The 22,481-nt window shown below is 46.7% G+C and carries 18 protein-coding genes; 8 read left to right on the top strand and 10 right to left on the bottom strand.

The annotated features are described in order from the left end of the window. Positions 1-234 precede the first annotated feature (234 nt). Genes aroQ through B5F77_RS08955 form a run of 5 tightly spaced genes read left to right on the top strand, consistent with a single transcriptional unit; the run spans position 235 to position 4,403 of the window. The gene (gene aroQ, locus B5F77_RS08975; RefSeq protein ID WP_087329966.1) at positions 235-654 is read left to right on the top strand and encodes a type II 3-dehydroquinate dehydratase; all 420 of its coding nucleotides are present in this window, start codon (positions 235-237) and stop codon (positions 652-654) included. 53 nt (positions 655-707) lie between these two features. Continuing rightward, the gene (gene pyk, locus B5F77_RS08970) at positions 708-2,165 is read left to right on the top strand and encodes a pyruvate kinase (RefSeq protein ID WP_087329964.1); all 1,458 of its coding nucleotides are present in this window, start codon (positions 708-710) and stop codon (positions 2,163-2,165) included. Positions 2,166-2,179: 14 nt separating this feature from the next. Next, positions 2,180-2,818: an O-methyltransferase gene (locus tag B5F77_RS08965; protein WP_087329980.1), complete on the top strand. Its 639-nt coding sequence runs from the start codon at positions 2,180-2,182 to the stop codon at positions 2,816-2,818. 13 nt (positions 2,819-2,831) lie between these two features. After that, a complete protein-coding gene (gene rbfA, locus B5F77_RS08960) occupies positions 2,832-3,167 on the top strand; it encodes a 30S ribosome-binding factor RbfA (RefSeq protein WP_087329962.1) in 336 nt (111 codons plus the stop codon). Positions 3,168-3,176: 9 nt separating this feature from the next. Beyond that, positions 3,177-4,403, top strand: a complete 1,227-nt coding sequence (locus tag B5F77_RS08955; RefSeq protein WP_087329960.1) for an FtsX-like permease family protein — start codon at positions 3,177-3,179, stop codon at positions 4,401-4,403. A gap of 71 nt (positions 4,404-4,474) precedes the next feature. Here the strand turns inward: B5F77_RS08955 and B5F77_RS08950 are convergent, their stop codons facing one another. Together B5F77_RS08950 and B5F77_RS08945 are read right to left on the bottom strand one after the other, a co-directional pair. Continuing rightward, complete coding sequence (locus B5F77_RS08950; RefSeq protein ID WP_087329958.1) at positions 4,475-5,206, bottom strand: response regulator transcription factor; 732 nt, start codon at positions 5,204-5,206, stop codon at positions 4,475-4,477. Positions 5,207-5,208: 2 nt separating this feature from the next. Next, positions 5,209-6,714, bottom strand: coding sequence for a HAMP domain-containing sensor histidine kinase (locus B5F77_RS08945; RefSeq protein ID WP_087329956.1), 1,506 nt, complete (start codon positions 6,712-6,714; stop codon positions 5,209-5,211). A gap of 476 nt (positions 6,715-7,190) precedes the next feature. Here B5F77_RS08945 and B5F77_RS08940 point away from each other — a divergent pair, with 476 nt between their 5' ends. Then, positions 7,191-9,251: a beta-N-acetylhexosaminidase gene (locus tag B5F77_RS08940; RefSeq protein WP_087329954.1), complete on the top strand. Its 2,061-nt coding sequence runs from the start codon at positions 7,191-7,193 to the stop codon at positions 9,249-9,251. Here the strand turns inward: B5F77_RS08940 and dgt are convergent. The 8 genes from dgt to B5F77_RS08900 all read right to left on the bottom strand — a co-directional run bounded on the left by dgt (position 9,248) and on the right by B5F77_RS08900 (position 18,075). Further along, entirely contained in the window at positions 9,248-10,573 is a 1,326-nt protein-coding gene (dgt, locus tag B5F77_RS08935) for a dGTP triphosphohydrolase (RefSeq protein ID WP_087329951.1), read from the bottom strand. The two genes, B5F77_RS08940 and dgt, sit on opposite strands and share 4 nt — an antisense overlap. 53 nt (positions 10,574-10,626) lie before the next feature. Continuing rightward, positions 10,627-11,517 (bottom strand): endonuclease/exonuclease/phosphatase family protein, encoded by an 891-nt coding sequence (locus B5F77_RS08930; RefSeq protein ID WP_239445987.1) that lies wholly within the window; start codon positions 11,515-11,517, stop codon positions 10,627-10,629. Between the two features lie 19 nt (positions 11,518-11,536). Then, positions 11,537-12,145 carry an L-threonylcarbamoyladenylate synthase gene (locus B5F77_RS08925; protein WP_087329949.1) on the bottom strand — a complete coding sequence of 203 codons (609 nt, stop codon included), beginning with the start codon at positions 12,143-12,145 and terminating at the stop codon, positions 11,537-11,539. Further along, a complete protein-coding gene (locus tag B5F77_RS08920; protein WP_087329947.1) occupies positions 12,138-12,995 on the bottom strand; it encodes an SDR family oxidoreductase in 858 nt (285 codons plus the stop codon). The genes B5F77_RS08925 and B5F77_RS08920 overlap by 8 nt, the downstream gene beginning before the upstream one ends. A 418-nt stretch (positions 12,996-13,413) precedes the next feature. Continuing rightward, positions 13,414-14,424: a 2-oxoacid:ferredoxin oxidoreductase subunit beta gene (locus B5F77_RS08915; protein ID WP_087329945.1), complete on the bottom strand. Its 1,011-nt coding sequence runs from the start codon at positions 14,422-14,424 to the stop codon at positions 13,414-13,416. 3 nt (positions 14,425-14,427) lie between these two features. Further along, the gene (locus B5F77_RS08910) at positions 14,428-16,281 is read right to left on the bottom strand and encodes a 2-oxoacid:acceptor oxidoreductase subunit alpha (RefSeq protein WP_087329943.1); all 1,854 of its coding nucleotides are present in this window, start codon (positions 16,279-16,281) and stop codon (positions 14,428-14,430) included. Between the two features lie 48 nt (positions 16,282-16,329). After that, positions 16,330-17,541, bottom strand: a complete 1,212-nt coding sequence (locus B5F77_RS08905) for an NAD-binding protein (protein WP_087329941.1) — start codon at positions 17,539-17,541, stop codon at positions 16,330-16,332. A 12-nt stretch (positions 17,542-17,553) separates the two neighbouring features. Continuing rightward, entirely contained in the window at positions 17,554-18,075 is a 522-nt protein-coding gene (locus tag B5F77_RS08900; RefSeq protein ID WP_087329939.1) for a shikimate kinase, read from the bottom strand. A 354-nt stretch (positions 18,076-18,429) separates the two neighbouring features. Here B5F77_RS08900 and B5F77_RS08895 point away from each other — a divergent pair, with 354 nt between their 5' ends. Both B5F77_RS08895 and B5F77_RS08890 read left to right on the top strand, forming a co-directional pair. Further along, complete coding sequence (locus B5F77_RS08895; protein ID WP_087329937.1) at positions 18,430-19,083, top strand: ribonuclease H family protein; 654 nt, start codon at positions 18,430-18,432, stop codon at positions 19,081-19,083. A gap of 126 nt (positions 19,084-19,209) precedes the next feature. Beyond that, complete coding sequence (locus B5F77_RS08890) at positions 19,210-22,473, top strand: DUF2723 domain-containing protein (RefSeq protein ID WP_087329935.1); 3,264 nt, start codon at positions 19,210-19,212, stop codon at positions 22,471-22,473. Positions 22,474-22,481 lie beyond the last annotated feature (8 nt).

The raw sequence follows: 22,481 nt of genomic DNA, 5'->3' as shown, positions 1-22,481 counted from the left end.
TCTATCCAATCGATGTCGGCCTACTTTATTTAAACAAACCACCCTCTTCCGGACAGTCTCTTCGTAGAAAAGGTTGGGATTCCTTGCTGCAACCTGCGCGAAGCTTTCCCAACTTAGGACTCCTCGCCGCAGCCTGCGCGAATCTTTCCCCCACATTTGCGCAAGTAGAATAAAAACACTACCTTTGCCAAGTCTTTGCAAATCCGAAAGCAAAGAATTTAAAACGAAAAAGCAATGAAGAAGATTTTAATCATTAACGGGCCTAATTTGAATTTGTTGGGAAAACGGGAACCCACGATTTATGGCAACTCCTCCTTTGAAGATTATCTCGAAACGCTCCGGCACCGGTATCCGACGTGCGACATCGCTTATTTCCAAAGTAATATCGAGGGAGAAATGATTAATAAAATCCACGAAACGGGATTCACGTACGACGGCATCATCCTCAACGCCGGGGCTTATACGCACACATCTATCGCGCTTCATGACGCCATCAAAGCGGTAACGACGCCCGTAGTCGAGGTACACATCTCCAACGTACATGCCCGCGAGCCTTTCCGCCACGTATCGATGATATCGGCAGCCTGCCGAGGAGTGGTTATTGGCTTCGGATTGGATTCTTATCGCTTGGCATTGGAATCGTTCTTGGGATAAAGACAAAGAAAAAAGACGTTTAGGTTGAAAATATTTAAATCATAAATTAGCTTATGTTGAAACATACGAAGATTGTTGCGACCATTTCAGACAAACGGTGCGATGTGGATTTTGTGAAATCGCTCTATGAAGCAGGCATGAACGTGGTACGGTTGAATACAGCCCACATGGATGCAGAAGGTTTGACGCACGTGGTAGAAAACGTACGTGCCGTATCGAACCGTATTGGCATCTTGATGGATACAAAAGGACCAGAAGTACGTACTACCGTTACCAGCGACGGAGAGCCGATTGCTTTCCAAACGGGCGAGGTGGTGAAGATTTCCGGCAATCCGGACGAGCCGACGACGCACGAACACATACACGTTTCCTACGCCCGCTTCGTGCACGATTTGCCCGTCGGGAGCGACATTTTGATAGACGACGGCGATTTGGAACTCCGCGTAATCGAGAAATGTGACGAATATTTAACGTGCGAGGTGCAAAATGAAGCCGCTTTGGGTAGCCGCAAGAGTGTAAACGTTCCTGGCGTACGTATTAATTTGCCATCACTCACGGAACGCGACCGGCGGAATATCCGTTGGGCCATCGATCATGATTTGGATTTCATCGCCCATTCATTCGTTCGTAGCAAACAGGATGTATTAGACATTCAACATATTTTGGATGAATACAATAGCCCCATCAAGATTATTGCCAAGATTGAGAACCAAGAAGGTGTAGATAATATTGACGAAATCCTCGAAGCTGCCTATGGCATCATGATTGCCCGCGGAGACTTGGGCATTGAGGTACCAGCCGAGAAAATTCCAGGTATCCAACGCGTGTTGATACGTAAATGTGTAGAGGTAAAGAAGCCAGTCATTGTAGCCACGCAGATGTTGCACTCTATGATTAACAATCCACGTCCTACCCGTGCGGAAGTAACCGATATAGCCAATGCCATTTATTATCGTACTGATGCCCTCATGCTAAGTGGCGAAACGGCGTATGGTAAATATCCATTGGAAGCCGTACAAACGATGACGAAAGTAGCACGCGAAGCCGAAAAAACGAAGCTAGCGGCCAACGATATCCGCGTACCTATCGAAGGAAACGACCTCGATGTCACTTCTTTCCTTGCCAAGCAAGCCGTAAAGTCATCTTCTAAATTACACGTAAAGGCAATCATTACCGATAGCTACACAGGCCGGACAGCCCGTTATCTGGCGGCTTTCCGTGGAACTTCCACTGTATTTGCTATTTGTTACAACGAACGCGTGATGCGAATGCTCTCGCTTTCATATGGCGTATGGGCGGTATTTCAACCTTGGAACGATAGCCGCCGAGCGTATTTCTATGATGCGTTGACGCAATTAATCAATAGTGGACGAATTACTCGGGATGATATGGTGGCCTACCTCAGCGGAAGTTTCGGAGAAGGAGGAGGAACGACCTTCCTAGAAATAAACAACGTAGGAAAGGTACTGGATGCCAATAAAAACTACGTATTGCCCACATTTAAAGATTAAGGGGAAAAATGGAAATGTCGAATGTAGATGTAAACGAGTATATCCTTACCCACTCAGATGACGAAGGGACGCTCCTGGCCGCACTCAACCGCGATGCAAATGTGAACTTGCTTCGCCCGCGTATGCTATCCGGACATCTGCAAGGTCGTATCCTGAAGATGTTCTGCCGCATGCTTTGCCCGCGGCGTGTGCTTGAGATTGGAACCTACACAGCATATGCCACACTTTGCATGGCGGAAGGAATGGAAGAAGGAACCCAAATCCATACCATCGAAATCAACGACGAGATGGAGGATTTCATTCAGAAGTATGTCTCTCAATCACCCCATCGGGAGAAAATAAAAGTACACTATGGGGACGCGATGGACATTATTCCCCAACTGGGTGGGACATTCGACATGGTATTCATTGATGCCAACAAACGTTTCTATTCGGCATACTACGATTTAGTATTTCCTATGGTGCGTCCAGGTGGTTTAATATTAGCCGACAACACGTTATGGGATGGAAAGGTAACGGAAGAACATGTTCCTTCGGCGGATAAGCAGACATTGGGTATCTTGGCATTCAACGATAAAATAAAAGCCGACGAACGGGTGGAGAAAGTCATCCTCCCACTTCGAGACGGTCTAACAATGATTTGGAAGAAATAAAGGATTGAACATTATGGAAAGTACAAGACTGAACAAAATTGGACGATTGATTCAAAAGGAACTGAGTGATATATTCTTAAAACAAACGAAAGCAATGCCGGGCGTACTGATTTCGGTCAGTGTCGTACGCGTTAGTTCTGATTTAAGTATAGCAAAGGCTTATCTCAGTATTTTCCCTTCGGAAAAAGCAACGGAATTACTGAAAGCCATACGAGCTAACACGAAAGCGATTCGATATGATTTAGGCCAACGAGTACATCTCCAGCTCCGTAAAATTCCAGAGTTGTCATTCTTCATAGATGATTCTTTGGATTATATTGAGCATATTAACGACCTACTCAAGCAATAACGCAACAAAGTGAATTTCCCGTTTTACATAGCGCGCCGATACCTTTTTTCGAAGAAATCGCATAATGCAATTAATATCATTTCATTGATATCGGTTTGTGGTGTAATGATTGCCACTTTGGCATTGGTATGCGCTTTATCTGTATATAACGGATTCAACGATTTGGTTTCGTCGCTCTTTAGTCACTTCGATCCGGAATTGAAAATCATCCCGAAAGAAGGAAAGGTTTTCGATCCGGAAGAAAAAATAATCCACCAAGTCCGCATGCTTCCGGAGGTAGACATTGCATGTGAGGTGCTTCAAGATAATGCGTTGATAAAGTATAAGGAACGCCAAGATGTAGGTATTATTAAAGGAGTGGATGAGTCGTTCGCTCGGCTTGTACCTTTAGATTCTGTAATCATTGATGGAGCCTTCCAACTCTCTGATCAGGTGGCCAACTACGCCACATTAGGCATTGGATTGGCAGCTCATTTGGGCATTAATGCCGGTTTTGTCTCTCCTCTTGAGATTTACGTACCAAAACGTGACGAACGAGTTAATATGTCCAATCCTGCGGCTTCTTTTAATCGGGAATTTGCCTTCATTACAGCTGTTTTCCGAATCAACCAACCGGTTTATGATGATCATTACATGATTATTCCTCTTTCGGTAGCCCGCAAATTGCTGCATTATGACAAAGAAATTTCCGCACTTGAACTAAAACTAAAACCCAATGCGTCTATCGCTAAGGTTGAAGCGCAAATTAAAGCAATTGTGAGCGATAAGTATATTGTACAAAACCGTTTTGAACAACAAGAATCCTCTTTCCGCATGATGCAAATAGAGAAATGGGTGACGTTTCTTATCCTTTGCTTCATTCTGGCCATTGCCCTGTTTAATATTGTCGGTTCACTTTCCATGCTGATGATTGAAAAGAAAGAAGATGTCCGTACGTTGCGTAATCTAGGAGCCAATAATCGCCAAATTCGCCAAATATTTCTTTTCGAAGGATGGATGATTTCAGGATTCGGGGCATTGGTTGGTATTGTATTAGGCATTTTGCTTTGCATGCTCCAACAACACTTTGGATTGCTCCGTTTGGGTGATACTGCCGGTGCTTTCATTATTGAAGCTTATCCCGTACATGTACTTCCAAGCGACATTCTCATGGTACTCGTAACGGTACTTTCCATTGGATTCCTTGCTGCGTGGTATCCTGTCCGTTATTTAGGGAATCGATGGTTAAAATCTTAAAAACATCCGAACCTCCGGTAAATGCCGGACGGCTCGAATGTTCTTGTACTCACTTTGCAAATACACAAGATTTAAAGGACTTGCACATCGCCTTCGTTGAATTGGTTTTCAGCTGAAGGAGTAATCAATTTATATCCTTTTCCATGGATATTGATAATCTCGATAGCTGGATCATCACGCAAGAGCTTACGCAATTTCGTGATATATACATCCATGCTACGTGCATTGAAATAATTATCATCCACCCAAATCGTCTTCAACGCATAGTTACGTTCCAAGATTTCGTTGGCATGTGCACACAAAAGACTGAGCAATTCACACTCCTTAGTAGTCAACTTCGTAACCTTATCACCAATCGTCAATGTTTGCTTTTGCGTATCAAACAAGAAGTTTCCTAACTTATAGAAAGGAATATCTTTCATCTTCTTGCCCTTCACGCGACGTAAAATCGCCTCAATACGAAGCAACAACTCTTCCATACTGAATGGTTTCGTCAGATAATCATCTGCACCAATCTTAAACCCTTCCAAGATATCCTCTTTCATCGTCTTGGCCGTAAGGAAGATGATAGGAATATCCGGATTAATTGAACGGATCTCTTGCGCAAGCGTAAATCCATCTTTCTTCGGCATCATCACGTCGAGCACGCACAAGTCGTATTTGCTCTTCGTAAAACCTTTATAACCGGCTTCCCCGTCGGCAAACAAATCGGTTACATAACCCTTGGCCTGCAAGTATTCTCTTAACAGCATCCCCAAGTTTTCATCATCTTCACAAAAGAAGATCTTCATTTTTTCTTCCATAACTAACTTTTTATAAGAGGTAAAGTAATAATAAATTTCGTTCCTACATTGTTATTGCCTTGTTCTGCACGGATAGAACCCTTGTGGTCTTCGATAATTTTACGCACATAGGCCAATCCCAGTCCAAAGCCTTTTACATCATGTTTGTTTCCGGTTGGCACCCGGAAGAAACGATCGAACACTTTCTTCAAATATTCCTTCTTAATGCCAATCCCATTGTCTTCTACAGATATCTGTAGTTTTCCATTCTCGTTCCACGTCCGTACCATTAAGGTTAAAGGCACTTCCGGACGACGGTATTTCACTGCATTGTCCAACAAGTTGAACAATACGTTCGTAATATGCATTTCGTCTACATATATCGTCGAATCCAATGCTTCGAGGTCGATATCGAGCGTACCGCCATACTTTTCAACCTTCAAGGCAAACGTATTAGCCACATTAATCACCAAATCGTTCGCATCTAGTTCTTTCAACTTCAAAGTAGCTTTTTGCCGTTCGAAGAGCGACATTTGCAATACCTTTTCTACCAAGAAACCCAAACGTTTCGTCTCATCATTAATAACACCCGAAATGTGCTTAAATACGTCCGGACTCTTCGTAATATCCGAATCCTTCAACATTTGCGCCGCAAGCGAAATAGTTGATACCGGCGTCTTCAATTCGTGCGTCATATTGTTGATGAAATCATTTTTCATTTCCGACAAACGCTTCTGACGGAACACGATATAGATGGTAAAGATAAATGTTACCAACAAGATGAAAGAAAAGAGTACTGAAGGGACGATAAACGTAATCGAATCCGAAATATAATCTCCCTTGGTCGGGAAATACACCTTCAAGTAATTTTGCTTCGAAGGCGGGTCATTCGGAAATAACACTTGCGTGATAATATCCGAAGCTAATGGCTCTCCTTCTATCTTCCCACTCCGGTACACCTCGTTTCCATCTTTATTAATGACAGAAAAGACATACGGGAGGTTCAATCCGCTATTAATAAACTCGTTCTTTAAATACCCGTTCAGCGTCTTAAAGTTCACCCGCTCTTGGATAGGCTTCAAGTTCGCCGTATACAATATATTATAAATCACTTCATCTATCAATCCGCCTTGGTATTGATAGCGTTGCTTCAAGGTCTTTTGCAAATCCTTCGACGTATTCACAATCGAATTGGTACGTTGGTTACTAATAGCCGAACGTGGTTGAAACTTCGGACTGCTAAAACTCTGAAGTTCGATTTGCTGAACACCCCCGTCTGAATCCGTAATGATCACATTCTGATACAAAAAACTATTTTGGTCTCGGTTGATATCATCTTCCAAATATTGCCTCGTCTCGTCCAATTCCAAGTTTTTCGATACCCGATGCAAACATTGCTTTACCGTTTCATCGAATTGCTCGCTACGCGTTTTTAGGATAATGCGCACATAGCTAATCTGCAAATATAACAGACCGGCAAACGCGAATGCCATCACCACCGCAAGCAACCAAATCGTCGATTTTTTCATCTCAATCTATCTCCCATTTAACACACTTACAAATAACGTATGTTTCGCCTGAATATTTACATAATAAAAGTAAAAAATAAAACCTCCTATTGTTAATAATACTTGGTTGTTGCTCAAATTGCTATTTTTATCGATAAATATCCTACAAAAGTCTATTTTCTATACGTCCTTTAACAACTATATAAATAACAAGAGACTTTTTGTTTTTGTTCTCGCTTCACCTACTTTTCTTTTAAAGATAAAGGAAAAAAGAAAAAACATAACGCCCATTTTTTTCGTTTCTGCCTAAGAATTCTTTACGCACCGACGATATTTTTATATCTTTAGGCTGAAGATACATAAATATCGACGATACGTGTACAAATATCGTCGATATTTATAGAATTATCAGCATAAAAGTAACTTTTCTTGCCTTTGTTTGGGAATTTTCTCCAAGATTATCGCTATTTTTGCATAGAACTTTCAAATCAAATCGCATGAAAACAGGATGGATTATTGTATGTATGTGGCTCCTTATCGACGGATTGTCGGCTAAAGGATTGGATAAAGCTTTTCAATTAATACCTCAACCCCAATCGATTGAGGTGTACGACGGAGAAACTTTTCTCTATCATGAAGTAACACATATCCTTACGGAAGATAACGCACCGATGCCCGTTTTGGGAGATTTGCTGGATGCTTTGCCCCAAAGTAAACGAAAAGGACGGGGCGTACACCTTTCTCTCACGTCGGAAAATACGCCCGAATCACCCGAAGGATATGTACTTACGATTGGAAAAGAGCAAATTACCATCCAAGCGAGAGCGGAGGCTGGACTTTTTTATGGATGTCAAACATTGGAACAATTGCTGGAAGATAGCCGGGATTCAGGGCAAGGTATTCCGCCAATGAAAATAACAGATTATCCTGCTATCGCTTATCGTGCCATCCATTTAGATACGAAACACCATCTTGACCGGATGGAATACTATTATCGCTTGGTTGACCGACTGGCTTATTATAAAATCAATGCCATCATCTGGGAGATAGAAGACAAATTACGATTCGTCCGCCGACCGGAAATTGGTACAGGGAATGCTATCAGCAAACAAGAAATGCGCGCATTATGTCGTTATGCCTACGAGCGAAATATTGAAATCAGTCCGTTGGTACAAGGATTGGGCCACGCCGGTTTTATATTGAAACATCATTGGGAGTTGCGCGAGAATCCAGCCAGCGATTGGGAGTTTTGCCCTTCCGACCCACGGACATACGAAGTACAATTCGACCTCTACCGAGATGCCCTCGAAGCAATGCCGTATGGCAAGTATTTGCATGTAGGAGGAGATGAGATTACAGCCATTGGCATCGATAAGCGATGCCGGGAAACAGGTAAAAGCGCATTCGAACTTCAAATGATTTGGTTGGAAAAAGTATGCCGTTTTGCCCTCGAACAAGGACGCACACCTATCTTCTGGGATGATATGCCTTTGAAATACGCTGGCCTTTGGTCATTGATTCTAAGCGATAAAAGTGAAGAAGAAGTAGCACAGGAATGGAACACTCAGAAATTGGACGAAGCCATCAACCTTTTCCCAAAAGAATGTGTATATATGCGTTGGCTATACGAAGATGCCACACATCCTGCACATAAACGCCTCTTGAAATGGTATGAAGAGAAAGGATTGAAGGTCATGGGAGCTACGGCGGCCTCTGCAGGTGATTCCCCTTTCCTCCCACGACGGAATACGCGCTCGGAGTATATAAAAGGATTTAGTGAGTTAGTAGCCAAGAATCATCTGGAAGGCATCTTAGCGACAGCTTGGGACGATGGTTCGCCTCATCTTGAAACCGTTTGGCGTGGATTTGTAGCACAAGGAGAGTTCGGCTGGAATCCATCAGCCAGAGACATAAAGGCTTTTAAGGAGGCACACGCCCAACGGGAGTTTGGTTTCCGACCGGAAGAAAAACGCATGCAATTTCTTGATGAATTAGAACAAGCTATTTTCTTCTTCGATAATGCCTTGATTACTTCCGGACGACGGAATCCGGCCTGGGGAGTCACTTCCTTCACCTTGATAGATTTACCCCAAAAAGAAGAACCTGGTGCATGGAGCGAACAATACAAAGAAAAAGTAACACAAGCCCAACAAGAAAATATCCGATATGAGGAAATAAAGGAAGGTATACGCCTAGCTGAAGCCAATGCCCTACGGAATCGCTATACCTTGCAAGTCTATGACGCGACGAATGAATTACAGCACTATCCTACTCGTTTGCTTTTAGCACTTCATGCATATGACAAAGCTCAAGGTGAAACCAATCGACAAGAAGCACTGCAGAACATTTCCCACGTATGTGAGGATTTCGAGACTATGCGAAAATACTTCCTATCCGTTTATTCCCAAACTCGATTTATGGAACAACCCGAAGGATATATTTCAGACCTGAACCATCACAATCATCTTGCCTCGAAAAGCAACAATAGCGACTGGTGGTTCTATTACGAGATTCCGATGGTAAAGAAAGTAAAAACTTGGTTGGAATCAATCCGCTAAACAGCCGGAAGGCTCATGCCTGTAATCTTGCGGTACAAATCCAAAGCGTAGACATCGGTCATACCCGAAATATAATCCAATACGCATTGGATTTTACCGTAAGTAGTAGGAGTGGTAGTATCATATTGTTCCGGAATGCGCCGAAGAAGCAATTTGCTATAAGCATGGTTGGGATTCATCACCGCCTCGACCAAACAATCAATTAAATGGCTAAAAATGTGATAACCGGCCAATTCAATATCCAATACTTCCTTAGCCGTATAAATTTTCCGACAAGCCGTCTCCGCACAACGTTCATATGCTCGACGAGCTGTTTCGCCTATATGCTGAATCAACGGAATACGGTACGTACCATCCAACAAACCTGCTTCATTCTCAAGAAATACATTTGTACACTCATCCACCAACAACCCTACAATGCACGAACGAAGATAACCTAACTGCTCATTCGTATCATTTACCATGTGCATGATTTCCTTAATATGAGCCAACCGCTTTCCCTCAAAGAAACCCAACATCAGGTCGATAGCTTCATCAGGCGTCAAAATATGGAGTTTACACGCATCTTCAATATCCATGATTTGGTAACAAATATCATCTGCCGCCTCAACCAGATAAACCAATGGATAACGTACGAAACGATGCGGATCTTCTGGGTCGGGAATAATACCCAATTCCTTCGCAATACATTGATATGTTTCTTCTTCTGATTGGAAAAAGCCGAACTTTCCTTTCTTTCCTGCAAACATGGATGCGTACGGATACTTCACTATCGAAGCCAATGTGCTATAAGTTAAGGCAAAACCTCCCTTCCGCCTTCCGACGAATTGATGCGTCAAAAGACGGATTGCGTTGGCATTACCTTCGAAATGCACAAAATCATCCCAACGCCCGCCTTCCTCTCGCACATAAGATTCCCATTTCATACCTGTTCCTTCTGAGAAATAAGCAGAAATGGCTCGCTCTCCTGAATGTCCAAACGGTGGATTACCCATATCATGCGCCAAGCAAGCGGCCGATACAATCGAACCAATTTCTGGCAAATTCACATTTCCTGTTGGATATCGTTGCATCAACACTTTCGCCACATTATTTCCTAACGAACGACCCACACAGGAAACTTCTAAACTATGCGTCAATCGGTTGTGCACGAATATACTTCCAGGCAATGGAAACACTTGCGTTTTGTTTTGCAAACGGCGGAAAGGTGAAGAGAATATCAATCGATCGTAATCCCGCTGAAAATAGGTGCGTTCATGCTTTCGCTCGTGATATTCTTCCAATCCAAAGCGCTTGCCAGAAATGAGTTGGTTCCAATCCATTCGATCCAATGAACAATTAAAAATGAATAATGAAAAACGCCAAGCCTTTGCCTTTAGAACTCGAGCAGGGCGATATGCGGATTATGATCGCTCAAATATCCCGTTTTCGTCTCCGGGTTTTGCGCAATTTCCGTATTCAGAACCTTTATTTGAGGTGTAACGAAGATGAAATCAATCTTCTCACGCTCATCTACCGGGACACGTCCGAAATCATGGAACGTATAAGCAGGACCACTCTTTTTATCGGTCATCTTATAAGCATCTTTCAAGACAAACTCGTTCGTCGTCATGGTCTGATAAGCTTCCGATTGGTCGTTTACATTAAAATCGCCCGTCACCACGGCCGGTTGGTTTCCTACAATATCTTTGATGCGTTGAATAATCAATAAAGCCCCTTGCCGACGTGCCTCTACACCTACATGGTCAAAATGCGTATTGATAGCCATAAACACTTTGCCTGTCGCTTTATCCTTCAACTTCGCCCACGTAGCAATACGCGTACAAGCTCCATCCCAACCAATAAATCCTACGCTATCCGGATATTGCGAAAGCCAAAACGTATTGCTATCCAAAAGTTCAAACTTATCCGCGCGATAGAACAATGGAGCATACTCACCGGCTGTCTTCCCATCGTCGCGCCCTACGCCTACTTCGGCAAAGTTAGGCAATCCCGCCTTCAAATCTTCCAGCTGATTGTGCAATACTTCTTGCATACCGACAATATCCAACTGTTTTTCCAAGATGAACTTGCATACCGTATCCTTACGGTATTTCCAATTATTCAAACTATCGCCCGGATTGTCGTACCGAATGTTAAACGTAGCCCATTCGATTTGCACTTTCTTATCCGAAACAGGCGATTCTTGTGTCTTCGCTTTCTTTCCTCCACAAGAGGCTAGCAAACACGCGCACAAGAGGGCGCTTACAATCATTCTCCATTTCATGGTTTCTATACCTTATATATTATATATACAAATCACCTTTTCCTTGGCGGAGGATTTCGAAGTCGTCGGTCGTACAATCTACCACGGTCGAAGGTTCCAACCCTCCATAACCGCCATCGATGACAAGATCCACACGTCCGCCATACTTCTCTTCTATCAACTCCGGGTCAGTAGAATATTCCGCTTCTTGCTCATCGCGGTCATACACAGACATGGTAAGCAACGGATTCCCCAGTTCACGTACAATAGTCCGTACGATATTATTATCAGGTACACGAATCCCTACCTCTTTTCGGTTCTTGTATATCTTCGGCAATTCGCTACTTGTCGGTAAGATAAACGTGAAAGGACCCGGCAAGTGCTTCTTCATCAATTTAAACGCCGCATTGCTTACCTTCGCATATTCACTCAGGTTGGAAAGGTCGTAGCAAATGATGGAGAGGTTACTCTTTTGCGGATTCACCCCTTTCATCTGGCAAATACGCTCTACGGCACGCACATTCAAGGCGTCGCATCCCAAGGCATATACCGTATCGGTAGGATAAATCACCAAACCTCCCTCGCGCAATGTGCGCACGACCTTGTCCACCTCTCGCGGATTCGGATTCTCCGGATAAATCTTAACCATAAATAATATGCCCGTTCTCGTCGGTATACTCTTCGAGGCTCTTACTATACTGGTTCATGGCACGAAGGCTCATACCCATGCTTGAGAAACCGCCGTCGTGATACAAGTTTTGCATCGTGACTTTGCGGGTAAAATCCGAAAACATCATCACGCAATAATCTGCGCATTCATCGGCCGAAGCATTACCTAACGGACTCATCTTATTGGCAAAATCCATTAAATGCTCCATGCCTTTCACACCGCTTCCGGCCGTCGTAGGCGTAGGCGATTGCGAAATCGTATTAATACGCACGTTCTTTTCGCGTCCGTAAATATAACCAAAACTACGCGCGATGGATTCCAAGAGGCTTTTCGCATCTGCCATATCGTTGTATCCGAAGAAAGTACGCTGGGCAGCCACATAGCTCAATGCCAACACCGAACCATACTCGGCAATCGCATCCAGCTTCTTAGCCGTCTGAAGCATCTTATGGAAAGAAATGGCTGAAATATCCAACGTCTTCGACAGCATCGCGTAATCCAAATCATCATACGTACGTTTCTTGCGTACATTCGGGCTCATGCCGATTGAGTGAAGGACGAAATCCACCGGTCCGCCCAATACTTCCATCGAACGCTTGAACACCGTTTCCAAATCTTCCACACTGGTTGCATCCGCTGGAATCACCTCGGCATGAAGCTGTTCGCCTAACTTCTCGACATCGCCCATCCGAATCGCCATGGCCGTATTACTCAACGTAATCGTTGCTCCCTCTTCTACAGCCTTTTCAGCCACCTTCCACGCAATCGACTTATCGTTCAACGCACCAAAAATAATTCCCTTTTTACCTTTTAATAAATTATGAGTCATAACTTTTACCTTAAATAATCCGCGCAAAGATACACATTTTATGGCATACGGGCAACATCTCTTCCTTTCCCCCCTACTTTTCCTGGCAAACATAAGCATAATCGCCGACGATTTCCGCTATAAACCCAAACGATTCTCGTTTATAAACCCGTCTGCAAAGGACGGGTGACATCGTGTAGATAAAGCGGCCCTTTACCTTCCGTCCTATCTGTAGTTCATATCTCTTCAGAGATAATAAAATATGCCTGTAGGGATAATAAAATATCTCTTTAGGCATAATAAAATATGCCTATAGGGATATGAACTCAGGACAAGGCGGGTGGCGAAGCGCCGACAGGACAAAAGGCACACAAAAACAAAGCCCGAAGGAGCAGCCATCGTGCTGTCCTCCGGGCTTATATACATTATAATAAAGAGTTTACTTAATCTCCCACGTCTCGCCGCTATGCAGGAACTCGCTCAGCGTGCGAGCAGGCATCTTGGCCTGTACTTCGTGGAGTTGTTCATGCACGGCCTCGTCGTAGGTCGGGGCGTCTACATCACGAATGATGCCGAGCGCCACGGGCAGGTCGCCACCCATCATGGCCAGCATCAGGTGTAAGGTATTATCCTTGCAATGAGCGTCGTGGACGAGGACATCGTCGATCGTGTAACCATCCTGTCCAATCGTCACGGCCTTCAGCTTCAAGCCATCGAGGACGATACCCTTCTCGTTGTTCTTACCGAAAAGCATCTTCTCGCCATGGCGGAGGAAGATGGTGCGGTCGGCGCGGAACTCCTTGTCGGTAATCGCCTTGTGGATGCCATTGTTGAAGATGACGCAATTCACCAACACCTCGGTAACCGCCGCGCCCTTATGGCGAGCCGAAGCCGCGAGGATTTCGGTGGTGTTCTTCAAGTCCACGTCGATGGCACGGGCGAAGAAGTTGCCCCGCGCACCCAACGCCAACTCGGCCGGGATAAACGGATCTTCTACGGTTCCATAAGGCGAACTCTTCGAGACGAAGCCCCGGTCGGAAGTCGGCGAATACTGCCCTTTCGTCAGACCGTAAATCTTATTGTTGAAGAGGACAATGTTCAAATCGACGTTACGGCGCACGGCATGAATGAAATGGTTACCGCCAATAGCCAGGCAATCACCATCGCCCGTGATGAGCCAGACGCTCAAGTCGGGACGCGCCGTCTTTACACCCGTCGCAATCGCCGCGCCACGTCCATGAATCGTATGGAACCCATAGGTATTCATATAATAAGGCAAGCGAGACGAGCATCCGATACCCGAAATCACCGCCATCTGATGCGGCGCGACGCCCACTTCCGCCATCGCTTTATGCAAGCAATTGAGCACGGCATGGTCCCCACAACCCGGACACCAGCGCACGTACTGGTCGCTTTTATAATCACTCGGTTGATATTTTATTCCTTCCATAATTTAAGCCTCCCATATTTTCGTAAATTCTTCGACCAAGCGGGCCACGATAAACGGCTGCCCCTTGATGCGGTTAAACTTATACGGATTGAAATCATCAATCTTGCTACGCAGATAATTCGCAAACTGACCGTTGTTCTGCTCTGCCACGACGACTTTCTTATAGCGCTTCAAGACCTCTTCCGTATTCTTAGGCAACGGATTGATGAAACGGAAATGCGCCAACGCCACCTTCTTGCCCGTCTCTTGCATGTCTTCCATTGCTTCGTAGAGGTGACCATACGTGCCACCCCACCCGACAATCAGCAGGTCGGCATCCTCGTCTCCCACCACTTCCAGGTCGGGGATGAAGTCGGCTATCTTGTCAATCTTCGCCTGGCGCGTCTGTACCATCTTCTGGTGGTTCAGCGGATCCGTCGAAATCGCACTTGTATCATAATCCTTCTCCAGACCGCCTAAGCGATGCGTGAAGCCTTCGGTACCCGGAATCGCCCAATAGCGGACAAACGTATCCTTGTCTCGACGATAAGGTTTCCAAGGTTTGTCGCTGTGGTAGTTGGATACGTAATTCGGCGTAATAGAAGGATATTTATCTAACTCCGGCAGACGCCAAGCCGACGAACCATTGGCTATGAAGGCATCCGTGAGGAGGATAACCGGCGTCATGTGTTCCACGGCGAGCTTACCGGCCCAGAAAGCCATATCAAAACAGTCCGTCGGAGTCGAAGCCGCTACTACGACGGCAGGGCATTCCCCGTTACGTCCATACAAAGCCTGCATGAGGTCGGTCTGTTCCGACTTGGTAGGCATACCCGTCGAGGGACCACCGCGTTGCACGTCGATGACTACCAACGGCACCTCGGCGATGACCGCCAAACCAATCGCCTCGCTCTTCAACGCCAATCCCGGTCCTGAAGTCGACGTAGCCGCCAAACATCCCGCAAAGCTGGCGCCAATCGCTGTACAAACACCCGCGATTTCATCTTCAGCCTGCACGGTAATCACGCCCAAGTCTTTCCGCTTAGAGAGTTCATGCAAGATATCGGTAGCCGGCGTGATAGGATAGCTACCCAAGAAGAGACGCAAACCCGCCTTCTCGGCAGCCGCAATCAAGCCGTAAGAGGTGGCCTTGTTGCCATTCACGTCCATATACGTACCCGGTTCGGCCTTCTTGCTTTCGATGCGGTAAGTCGAAACCGAAGCGTGGATGTTATGTCCATAATTATATCCGTCTGTCAACGCTTTGATATTGGCTTGCGCAATAACTGGCTTCTTGGCGAACTTTGTCTGGAGCATGTGCATCGCCTCTTCCAACGGACGCTCGAACAGCCAGCATACGAGTCCCAATGCGAACATGTTCTTACAGCGGAGCGCCGATTTGTTGTCTAATCCGAAATCAACCAACCCATCTTTCACCATCGTCGAGATAGGAGCCGCTACGACCTGCACTTGCGTCAGTCCCAGTTCTTGGAACGAATCGTCGGTTGTGAACTGCGCTTTCTCCAAATCCGTCTTTTTGAAAGAGTCCGTATCAATCAGTACGATCGCATTCGGTTTCAAATGCTTTACGTTTACCTTCAGCGCAGCCGGATTCATGGCGACTAACACGTCTGCCTTATCACCCGGCGTGAAGATTTTTCTGGAACCCAAGTGAACCTGGAAACCGGACACACCGCTCAATGTTCCTTGCGGTGCCCGTACCTCTGCCGGATAGTCGGGGAAAGTCGAAATCTCGTTCCCGAAAATGGCAGACAGGTTCGAAAAGATGGTACCGGTCAATTGCATCCCGTCGCCAGAATCGCCCGAGAAGCGGACTACCACCTTTTCCAATGTCGTTACTTTTGTTTGTTCTGTCATAATATTAATATGTTTCTGAACTTAATACCATTAAAAAAATAAGCCTGCCTAAAACGCAGTCAAATAGAGGTCGATATTATTCGACCGTAAATTGAACCGGTTCGAAATGTATTCGTTCACCGGTTTCCCCTGATACAGGTAAATGCCCCGTTTGAAGCTCGGATAGGTCTTTATCAGATTCTGTGCACTCCCGACATCGCCTAAATGCGTAAGGAGCGGCACCATCAGGTTGCTGAAAGCCATCGATGCAGTCCGAGCCACATAGTTGCTGATAAACGGGCGACAGAAATGCAATACCCCATGCTGTTCAAAAATCTCCGGGTCGGCGGGCGAAAGACAACAGGTCGTCTCGAAGCAACCGCCTTGCGTCACGCGGAGATCGATGATGAGCGAACCCTTTTTCATCGTCGCTATCAACTCTTCGGCAATAACGAAATGATGGTCAAGGTTATCTTTATGCAACGCGCCAATCACTACATCCGCACTCTGGAACGCATTCCGCAATACGTTCGGATGAAAATTGGAAGCAAAGACCGAGACGCCCAATGTCCGGTGTAACTGCCGGAGCCGCGCGATGTCGTCGTCGAACACCTTTACCGACGCGCCCAATGCCATAGCTGCCCGAGCCGCACTCGTCCCGGCGGTACCAGCTCCGATAATAACCACCTCGGCCGGCGAGACTCCGGCAATGCCTCCTAACAAGATGCCCTTCCCGCCATGGTGATTACTCAGCAAGTCGGCCGCAATCGTAAGAGCGGCATAACCCTCTATCTCGGCCATCGCGCTCATGATAGGCTGGAAATGACGTTCACGGTCGCTCCAAAACTCGTAGGCAAAGGCGGTGATGCGCTTAGCCATCAAGAGCTGGTAAGCTTCCGGCTTCAACCAGGGGCGAGGCGTAAAGGAGCAGACCGTCGCGCGGGGATTCATCCAGGCGATTTCTTCCGGCAACGGAGGCAATATCTTCACAATCACATCCGATTGATACACTCTTTCCGGCGAAGCTGTCATTTCTGCCCCCGCCTCGGCGAAATGGCTGTCAGCATAATTAATACCCAACCCGGCTTCGCTTTCCACCCGCACCTGATGCCCATAGTTCACCAGCATCTCGACGGCTTCGGGCGTCAAAGCCAAGCGCCGCTCACCTGCAGCACGTTCTTTAGGAATGCCGATGGAAAGGTGCGTACCCAATTTCCCCAGTTCCTGCAGCAATTCTTGCGGGACGTAAAATTGGGAAGTATTGTCGGATGTGTTTCTCATACGCGTATCTTTTTAAATCATTTCTTTCAATTGCTCGGTAATCCGGTACACGTCTTCAGGACCTGTCATCTGCTCTGCGTCGAAGATAACGCGGGCTTGCTGATAGAATGGCTCGCGCGCCTGTAGGTTTTCGGCGATGAATAGCTTCAGTTCCTCGCCCGAACGATTCTGGAGGACGGGGCGCGTCTGCTTGCACGTCTCGAGCCGTGCCGCCAGTTCGTCGACCGACACCTTCAGGTATATCGTCGTCCCTTGTGCGTTCATAAATGCGGCATTGTCAAAAAAGCAGGGCGTCCCTCCGCCCGTCGAGACGAGCACATCTTCAAACTCTGCCACTTCATGTAGCATTCGCCGTTCGATATCGCGAAAGCCCTCTTCCCCTTTTTCAGCAAAAATTTGGCGGATTTCTTTATGGAAACGCCCTTCGATATAGAGGTCCAGGTCGATGAACGAAAGCCCCAGCTCGGCAGCGAGGCTTCGCCCCACGGTCGTCTTGCCCGCTCCCATGTAACCTGTCAAGAATATTCGTTTCATTGCTTGTCGTTTTGAATTTTTGCAAAAGTAGCTAAAAATGAAATATTCCCTATCTTTGCAGGCGAATTTTCGCATGCAAGGCGGAAATAATTTATGAACAGGGCTCTTTTCCAAACCCTGTTTCCGTTGCCTTGCCACGCAACAAGAAGCAAGAATATGCTATTCTAGTGCCTTGCCACGCAACAAGAGGCAAGAATACGCTTTTCTAGTGCCTTGTCACGCAACAAGAGGCAAGAATACGCTTTTCTAGTGCCTTGTCACACAACAAGAGACAAGACGGCTCCCTGGAAAGGAAACCAGCCTCCGATGGAATAGGAAATAGGAAAAAATGATAAATATATAGCATAAAAAGCAATGAAAACAAACCGAAAACGAAAATATTACGTCGTGTGGCAGGGAGTGAATCCCGGCATTTACCACGATTGGGACACGTGCGAGGAACAGGTGAAAGGCTATACGGGCGCAAAATACAAAGCGTTTGAGACACGCGCGGAGGCCGAAGAGGCGTATGAGAAAGGCTATGAGGCGTATCGCGCCGCGAACCCCTCGAACCGCACGGTGTTCGAACGGATGATGCACGCCGAGACGCCTGCCATAGGGAAACCCACGGAAGAAAGCCTCGCGGTAGATGCCGCCTGCAGCGGTAATCCGGGCGACCTTGAATACCGGGGCGTGTACACGAAAACGGGGCAAGAGGTGTTCCACGTCGGGCCACTCCGCCGGGGGACGAACAATATCGGCGAATTTCTCGCCTTGGTGCACGGGCTGGCGCTTTTGAAACGGAGCGGGAGCTCGCTTCCGATATATTCGGACAGCCGCAACGCCATCGCGTGGGTCAAGGCCAAACGTTGCAAAACGCTCCTGGAGCGCGAACCTGCCAACGAGATGCTGTTCGACCTCATCCATCGCGCCGAAAAGTGGCTGCAAGAAAACGAATATACAACTGAAATCCGCAAGTGGGAAACCAGCGCGTGGGGAGAGATTCCGGCTGATTTCGGCAGGAAATAACATCGGCCGCGCAATTTATCGCCCCTTACTGCGTTGTACAATCAAACAATTGCGTACATTTGCAACGGTTTTGCCGCCGAGAAAAGGCAAATAGGGAAAAGTTAAATCCAAATTAATAAAGATAGAATGGGAAATTACAAACTAATCAACAACGCATTGGGATGGATTGTCTTTGCCATCGCCTCCTGCGTTTATTTGATGACCATCGAACCGTCGGGTAGTTTCTGGGACTGCGGCGAGTTCGTTTCTTCGGCATACAAACTGGAAGTAGGGCACCCGCCTGGAGCACCGTTCTTCATGCTGACAGCCAATCTATTCACCCAACTGGCCTCCGATCCTTCGATGGTGGCGAAGATGGTAAACTCGATGTCGGCTCTCTTCAGCGGACTAACTATCCTATTCCTTTTCTGGAGTATTACGCATTTAGCCCGGAAGATTGTTGTAAACGACGGACAAGAGATGACCACCGCGCAACTGGTGACGATTATGGGTTCGGGTGTAGTCGGTGCGTTGGCCTATACATTTAGCGACACATTCTGGTTTAGTGCGGTCGAGGGCGAAGTATATGCCTATTCGTCGCTCTTTACAGCTGTCGTCTTCTGGCTGATTTTGAAATGGGAAGAGGTAGCCGACAAGCCCCATGCCGACCGGTGGATTATCCTCATTGCCTATTTGATGGGATTGAGTGTCGGTGTCCACTTGCTGAACTTACTTTGTATTCCAGCAATGGTGTTGGTCTATTACTACAAGAAATTCCCAGAGCCGACGATGAAGGGGACGCTCGTCGCCCTGCTGATTTCGTTCGTGATTATTGCCCTGATGATGTATGGCGTCGTACAAGGACTGGTCGAGATTTGCGGCTATTTCGAATTGTTGTTTGTGAACGTTTTGGGCATGCCCTACAACAGTGGCGTCTATGCGTATGTCATCGTATTGGCAGCCGCCTTGGCTTGGTCTATTTGGGAAACCATGCGCGACGAAGTGCATCCGCTCCGCCTGAAATTGTCGTTTCTCATTGCTGTGACGTTGATTGGCATTCCATTTATCGGAAGTAGCTATTTGATACCAGTAGTGATTGTAGCCGGACTGGCTGCTTGGCTTTTCCTGAGCAAAAAACTCAACATCAAATTGATGAACACGACGCTCACGGCGTTGTTGGTGATTGTGGTCGGTTATTCTTCCTATGCGCTGATTCTGATTCGCGCCACAGCCGATACGCCGATGAACCAGAATGCTCCAAGCGATATCTTTACACTGCGTACCTACCTGGCGCGCGAACAGTATGGCGATACACCTTTATTATATGGTCGGACCTACGTTTCAGAAGTGAAACGCACAAACGAAGGTAACATGTGCGCAGCCGTCACGCATGAAGGCTCGCCGGTATGGACCCGCATCGAGAAGAAAGACCCGAATGAAAAGGACCGTTATTATGTATCGCGCCATAATCTCGAATATGAATATGTGGATGAGCTGAACATGTTCTTCCCTCGTATGCACAGCGCCGAGCCTCGCCACATCGAGGCTTACAAGGAATGGGCGAATATCAAGGGACAACCGGTGAAGTTCACGCAATGTGGCGAGACGAAATCCGTCCTGAAGCCGACCTTCGCCGAGAATATCCGCTTCTTCATCTCCTACCAGCTGAACTTCATGTATTGGCGTTACTTCCTCTGGAACTTCTCCGGACGGCAGAACGATATCCAAGGACAAGGCGAGGTGAACCACGGAAACTGGATTACAGGCATTAAGTTTATCGATGAGAAGCTGGTGGGTCCACAGGACAATATGCCGTCCGACATTGCCGACAACAAAGGGCATAACGTCTATTATATGCTTCCACTCCTGCTCGGTATCTTGGGATTAGTCTATCAAGTCTATGCCGGAAAGAAGGGAATCCAGGGATTCTGGGTAACGTTCATGCTCTTCTTCATGACGGGTATTGCCATTGTGCTTTACCTGAACCAAAGTCCGTTGCAGGTACGCGAACGAGATTATGCGTATGCCGGTTCATTCTACGCGTTCTGTATTTGGATTGGTTTCGGCGTAGCGGCATTGGTCAAGTTGCTTCAGAAATATGCGAAGTTGCCAAGCATGGCGTCAGCTGTAGTGGCATCCATCGCCGCTTTGTTGGTACCCATCCAAATGGCAGGTCAAAACTGGGATGACCACGATCGCTCGGGCCGCTACATTGCCCGCGACTTTGCCCACAATTACTTAAACTCGTGTGAGCCGAACGCCATCCTCTTTACCAATGGCGATAACGATACCTTCCCGCTTTGGTATGCACAAGAGGTAGAAGGCATCCGTACCGATGTCCGCGTTTGTAACACCAGTTATCTGCAGACGGATTGGTACATCGACCAAATGAAGAAACAGGCTTACGAATCGGCTCCGCTTCCTATCTCGTGGAACCACGCGGATTATGTACAGGGAACGCGCGACTTCGCGTATATTTTCCCCGTCACGGAACAGGCTGTCGACCTCAATACGGCGCTGGAATTTGTCCGTAGCAACGACCCGAAATACAAGAAACTGCCGGGACTCAGCGAAGAAATGGATTACCTTCCTTCGCAAACCTTGACTTACAAGGTCGATTCGGCGGCCGTCGTGCAGCACGGAGTGGTCGATACGGCCGACGCCCGTTATATTTTACGAGACATGACCATCGACCTGAAAGGAAAGAACGCCCTGGGCAAGCAGGAGTTGATTATCCTCAACATGCTTCAGACGAACAACTGGCAGCGTCCTATGTATTATGCCATCACCGTCTCGCCCGACCAGTTCGTCAACCTTTCGCCCTATTTCCAAAAGACCGGCATGGCGTACCAAATCGTCCCCATGAAAGTGGAAAAGACCGTGAAGGCGGTAAATGTCGAGAAAATGTACGATAATGTGATGAACAAATTCAAATGGGGAGGCGTAAACGAGCCGGGCATCTACCTCGACGAGAACGTGCTCCGCATGTGTAAATCGTACCGATACAGCGTCTTCGCGCCATTGGCTGCTACGCTGATGCAAGAGGGCGACAACGAGCGGGCTTTGAAAGTACTCGACAAGTGCATGGAGGTCATGACGCCGGAAAACGTCCCGATGGATTATACGGCGCTCTCGATTGGCGAGTTCTACTATCTCTTAGGGCAAAAAGAGAAGGGCCACGCAGTTTATGAGGCAATTGCCGATAATATGATGCGTAATCTCGACTGGTATTTCCGCTTGAAACCGACGCAATTCGCTTCGGTCGCTTCCGATTTAAATACGGATTTGTATACCATGCAAGAAATTATGCGCGTAGCCAAAGAGCACGACAAGGAACTGCAAGAAAAGTACCAGGAAGAGTTCGATAACTTCCGCATGGCGTATGCTTCGTTGCAGAAAAAAGGCGAATAAGTACTAAA

The organism is Parabacteroides sp. An277, assembly GCF_002159645.1.
Lineage (GTDB): Bacteria > Bacteroidota > Bacteroidia > Bacteroidales > Tannerellaceae > Parabacteroides.
This window is presented reverse-complemented; position numbering and strand designations above follow the sequence as displayed.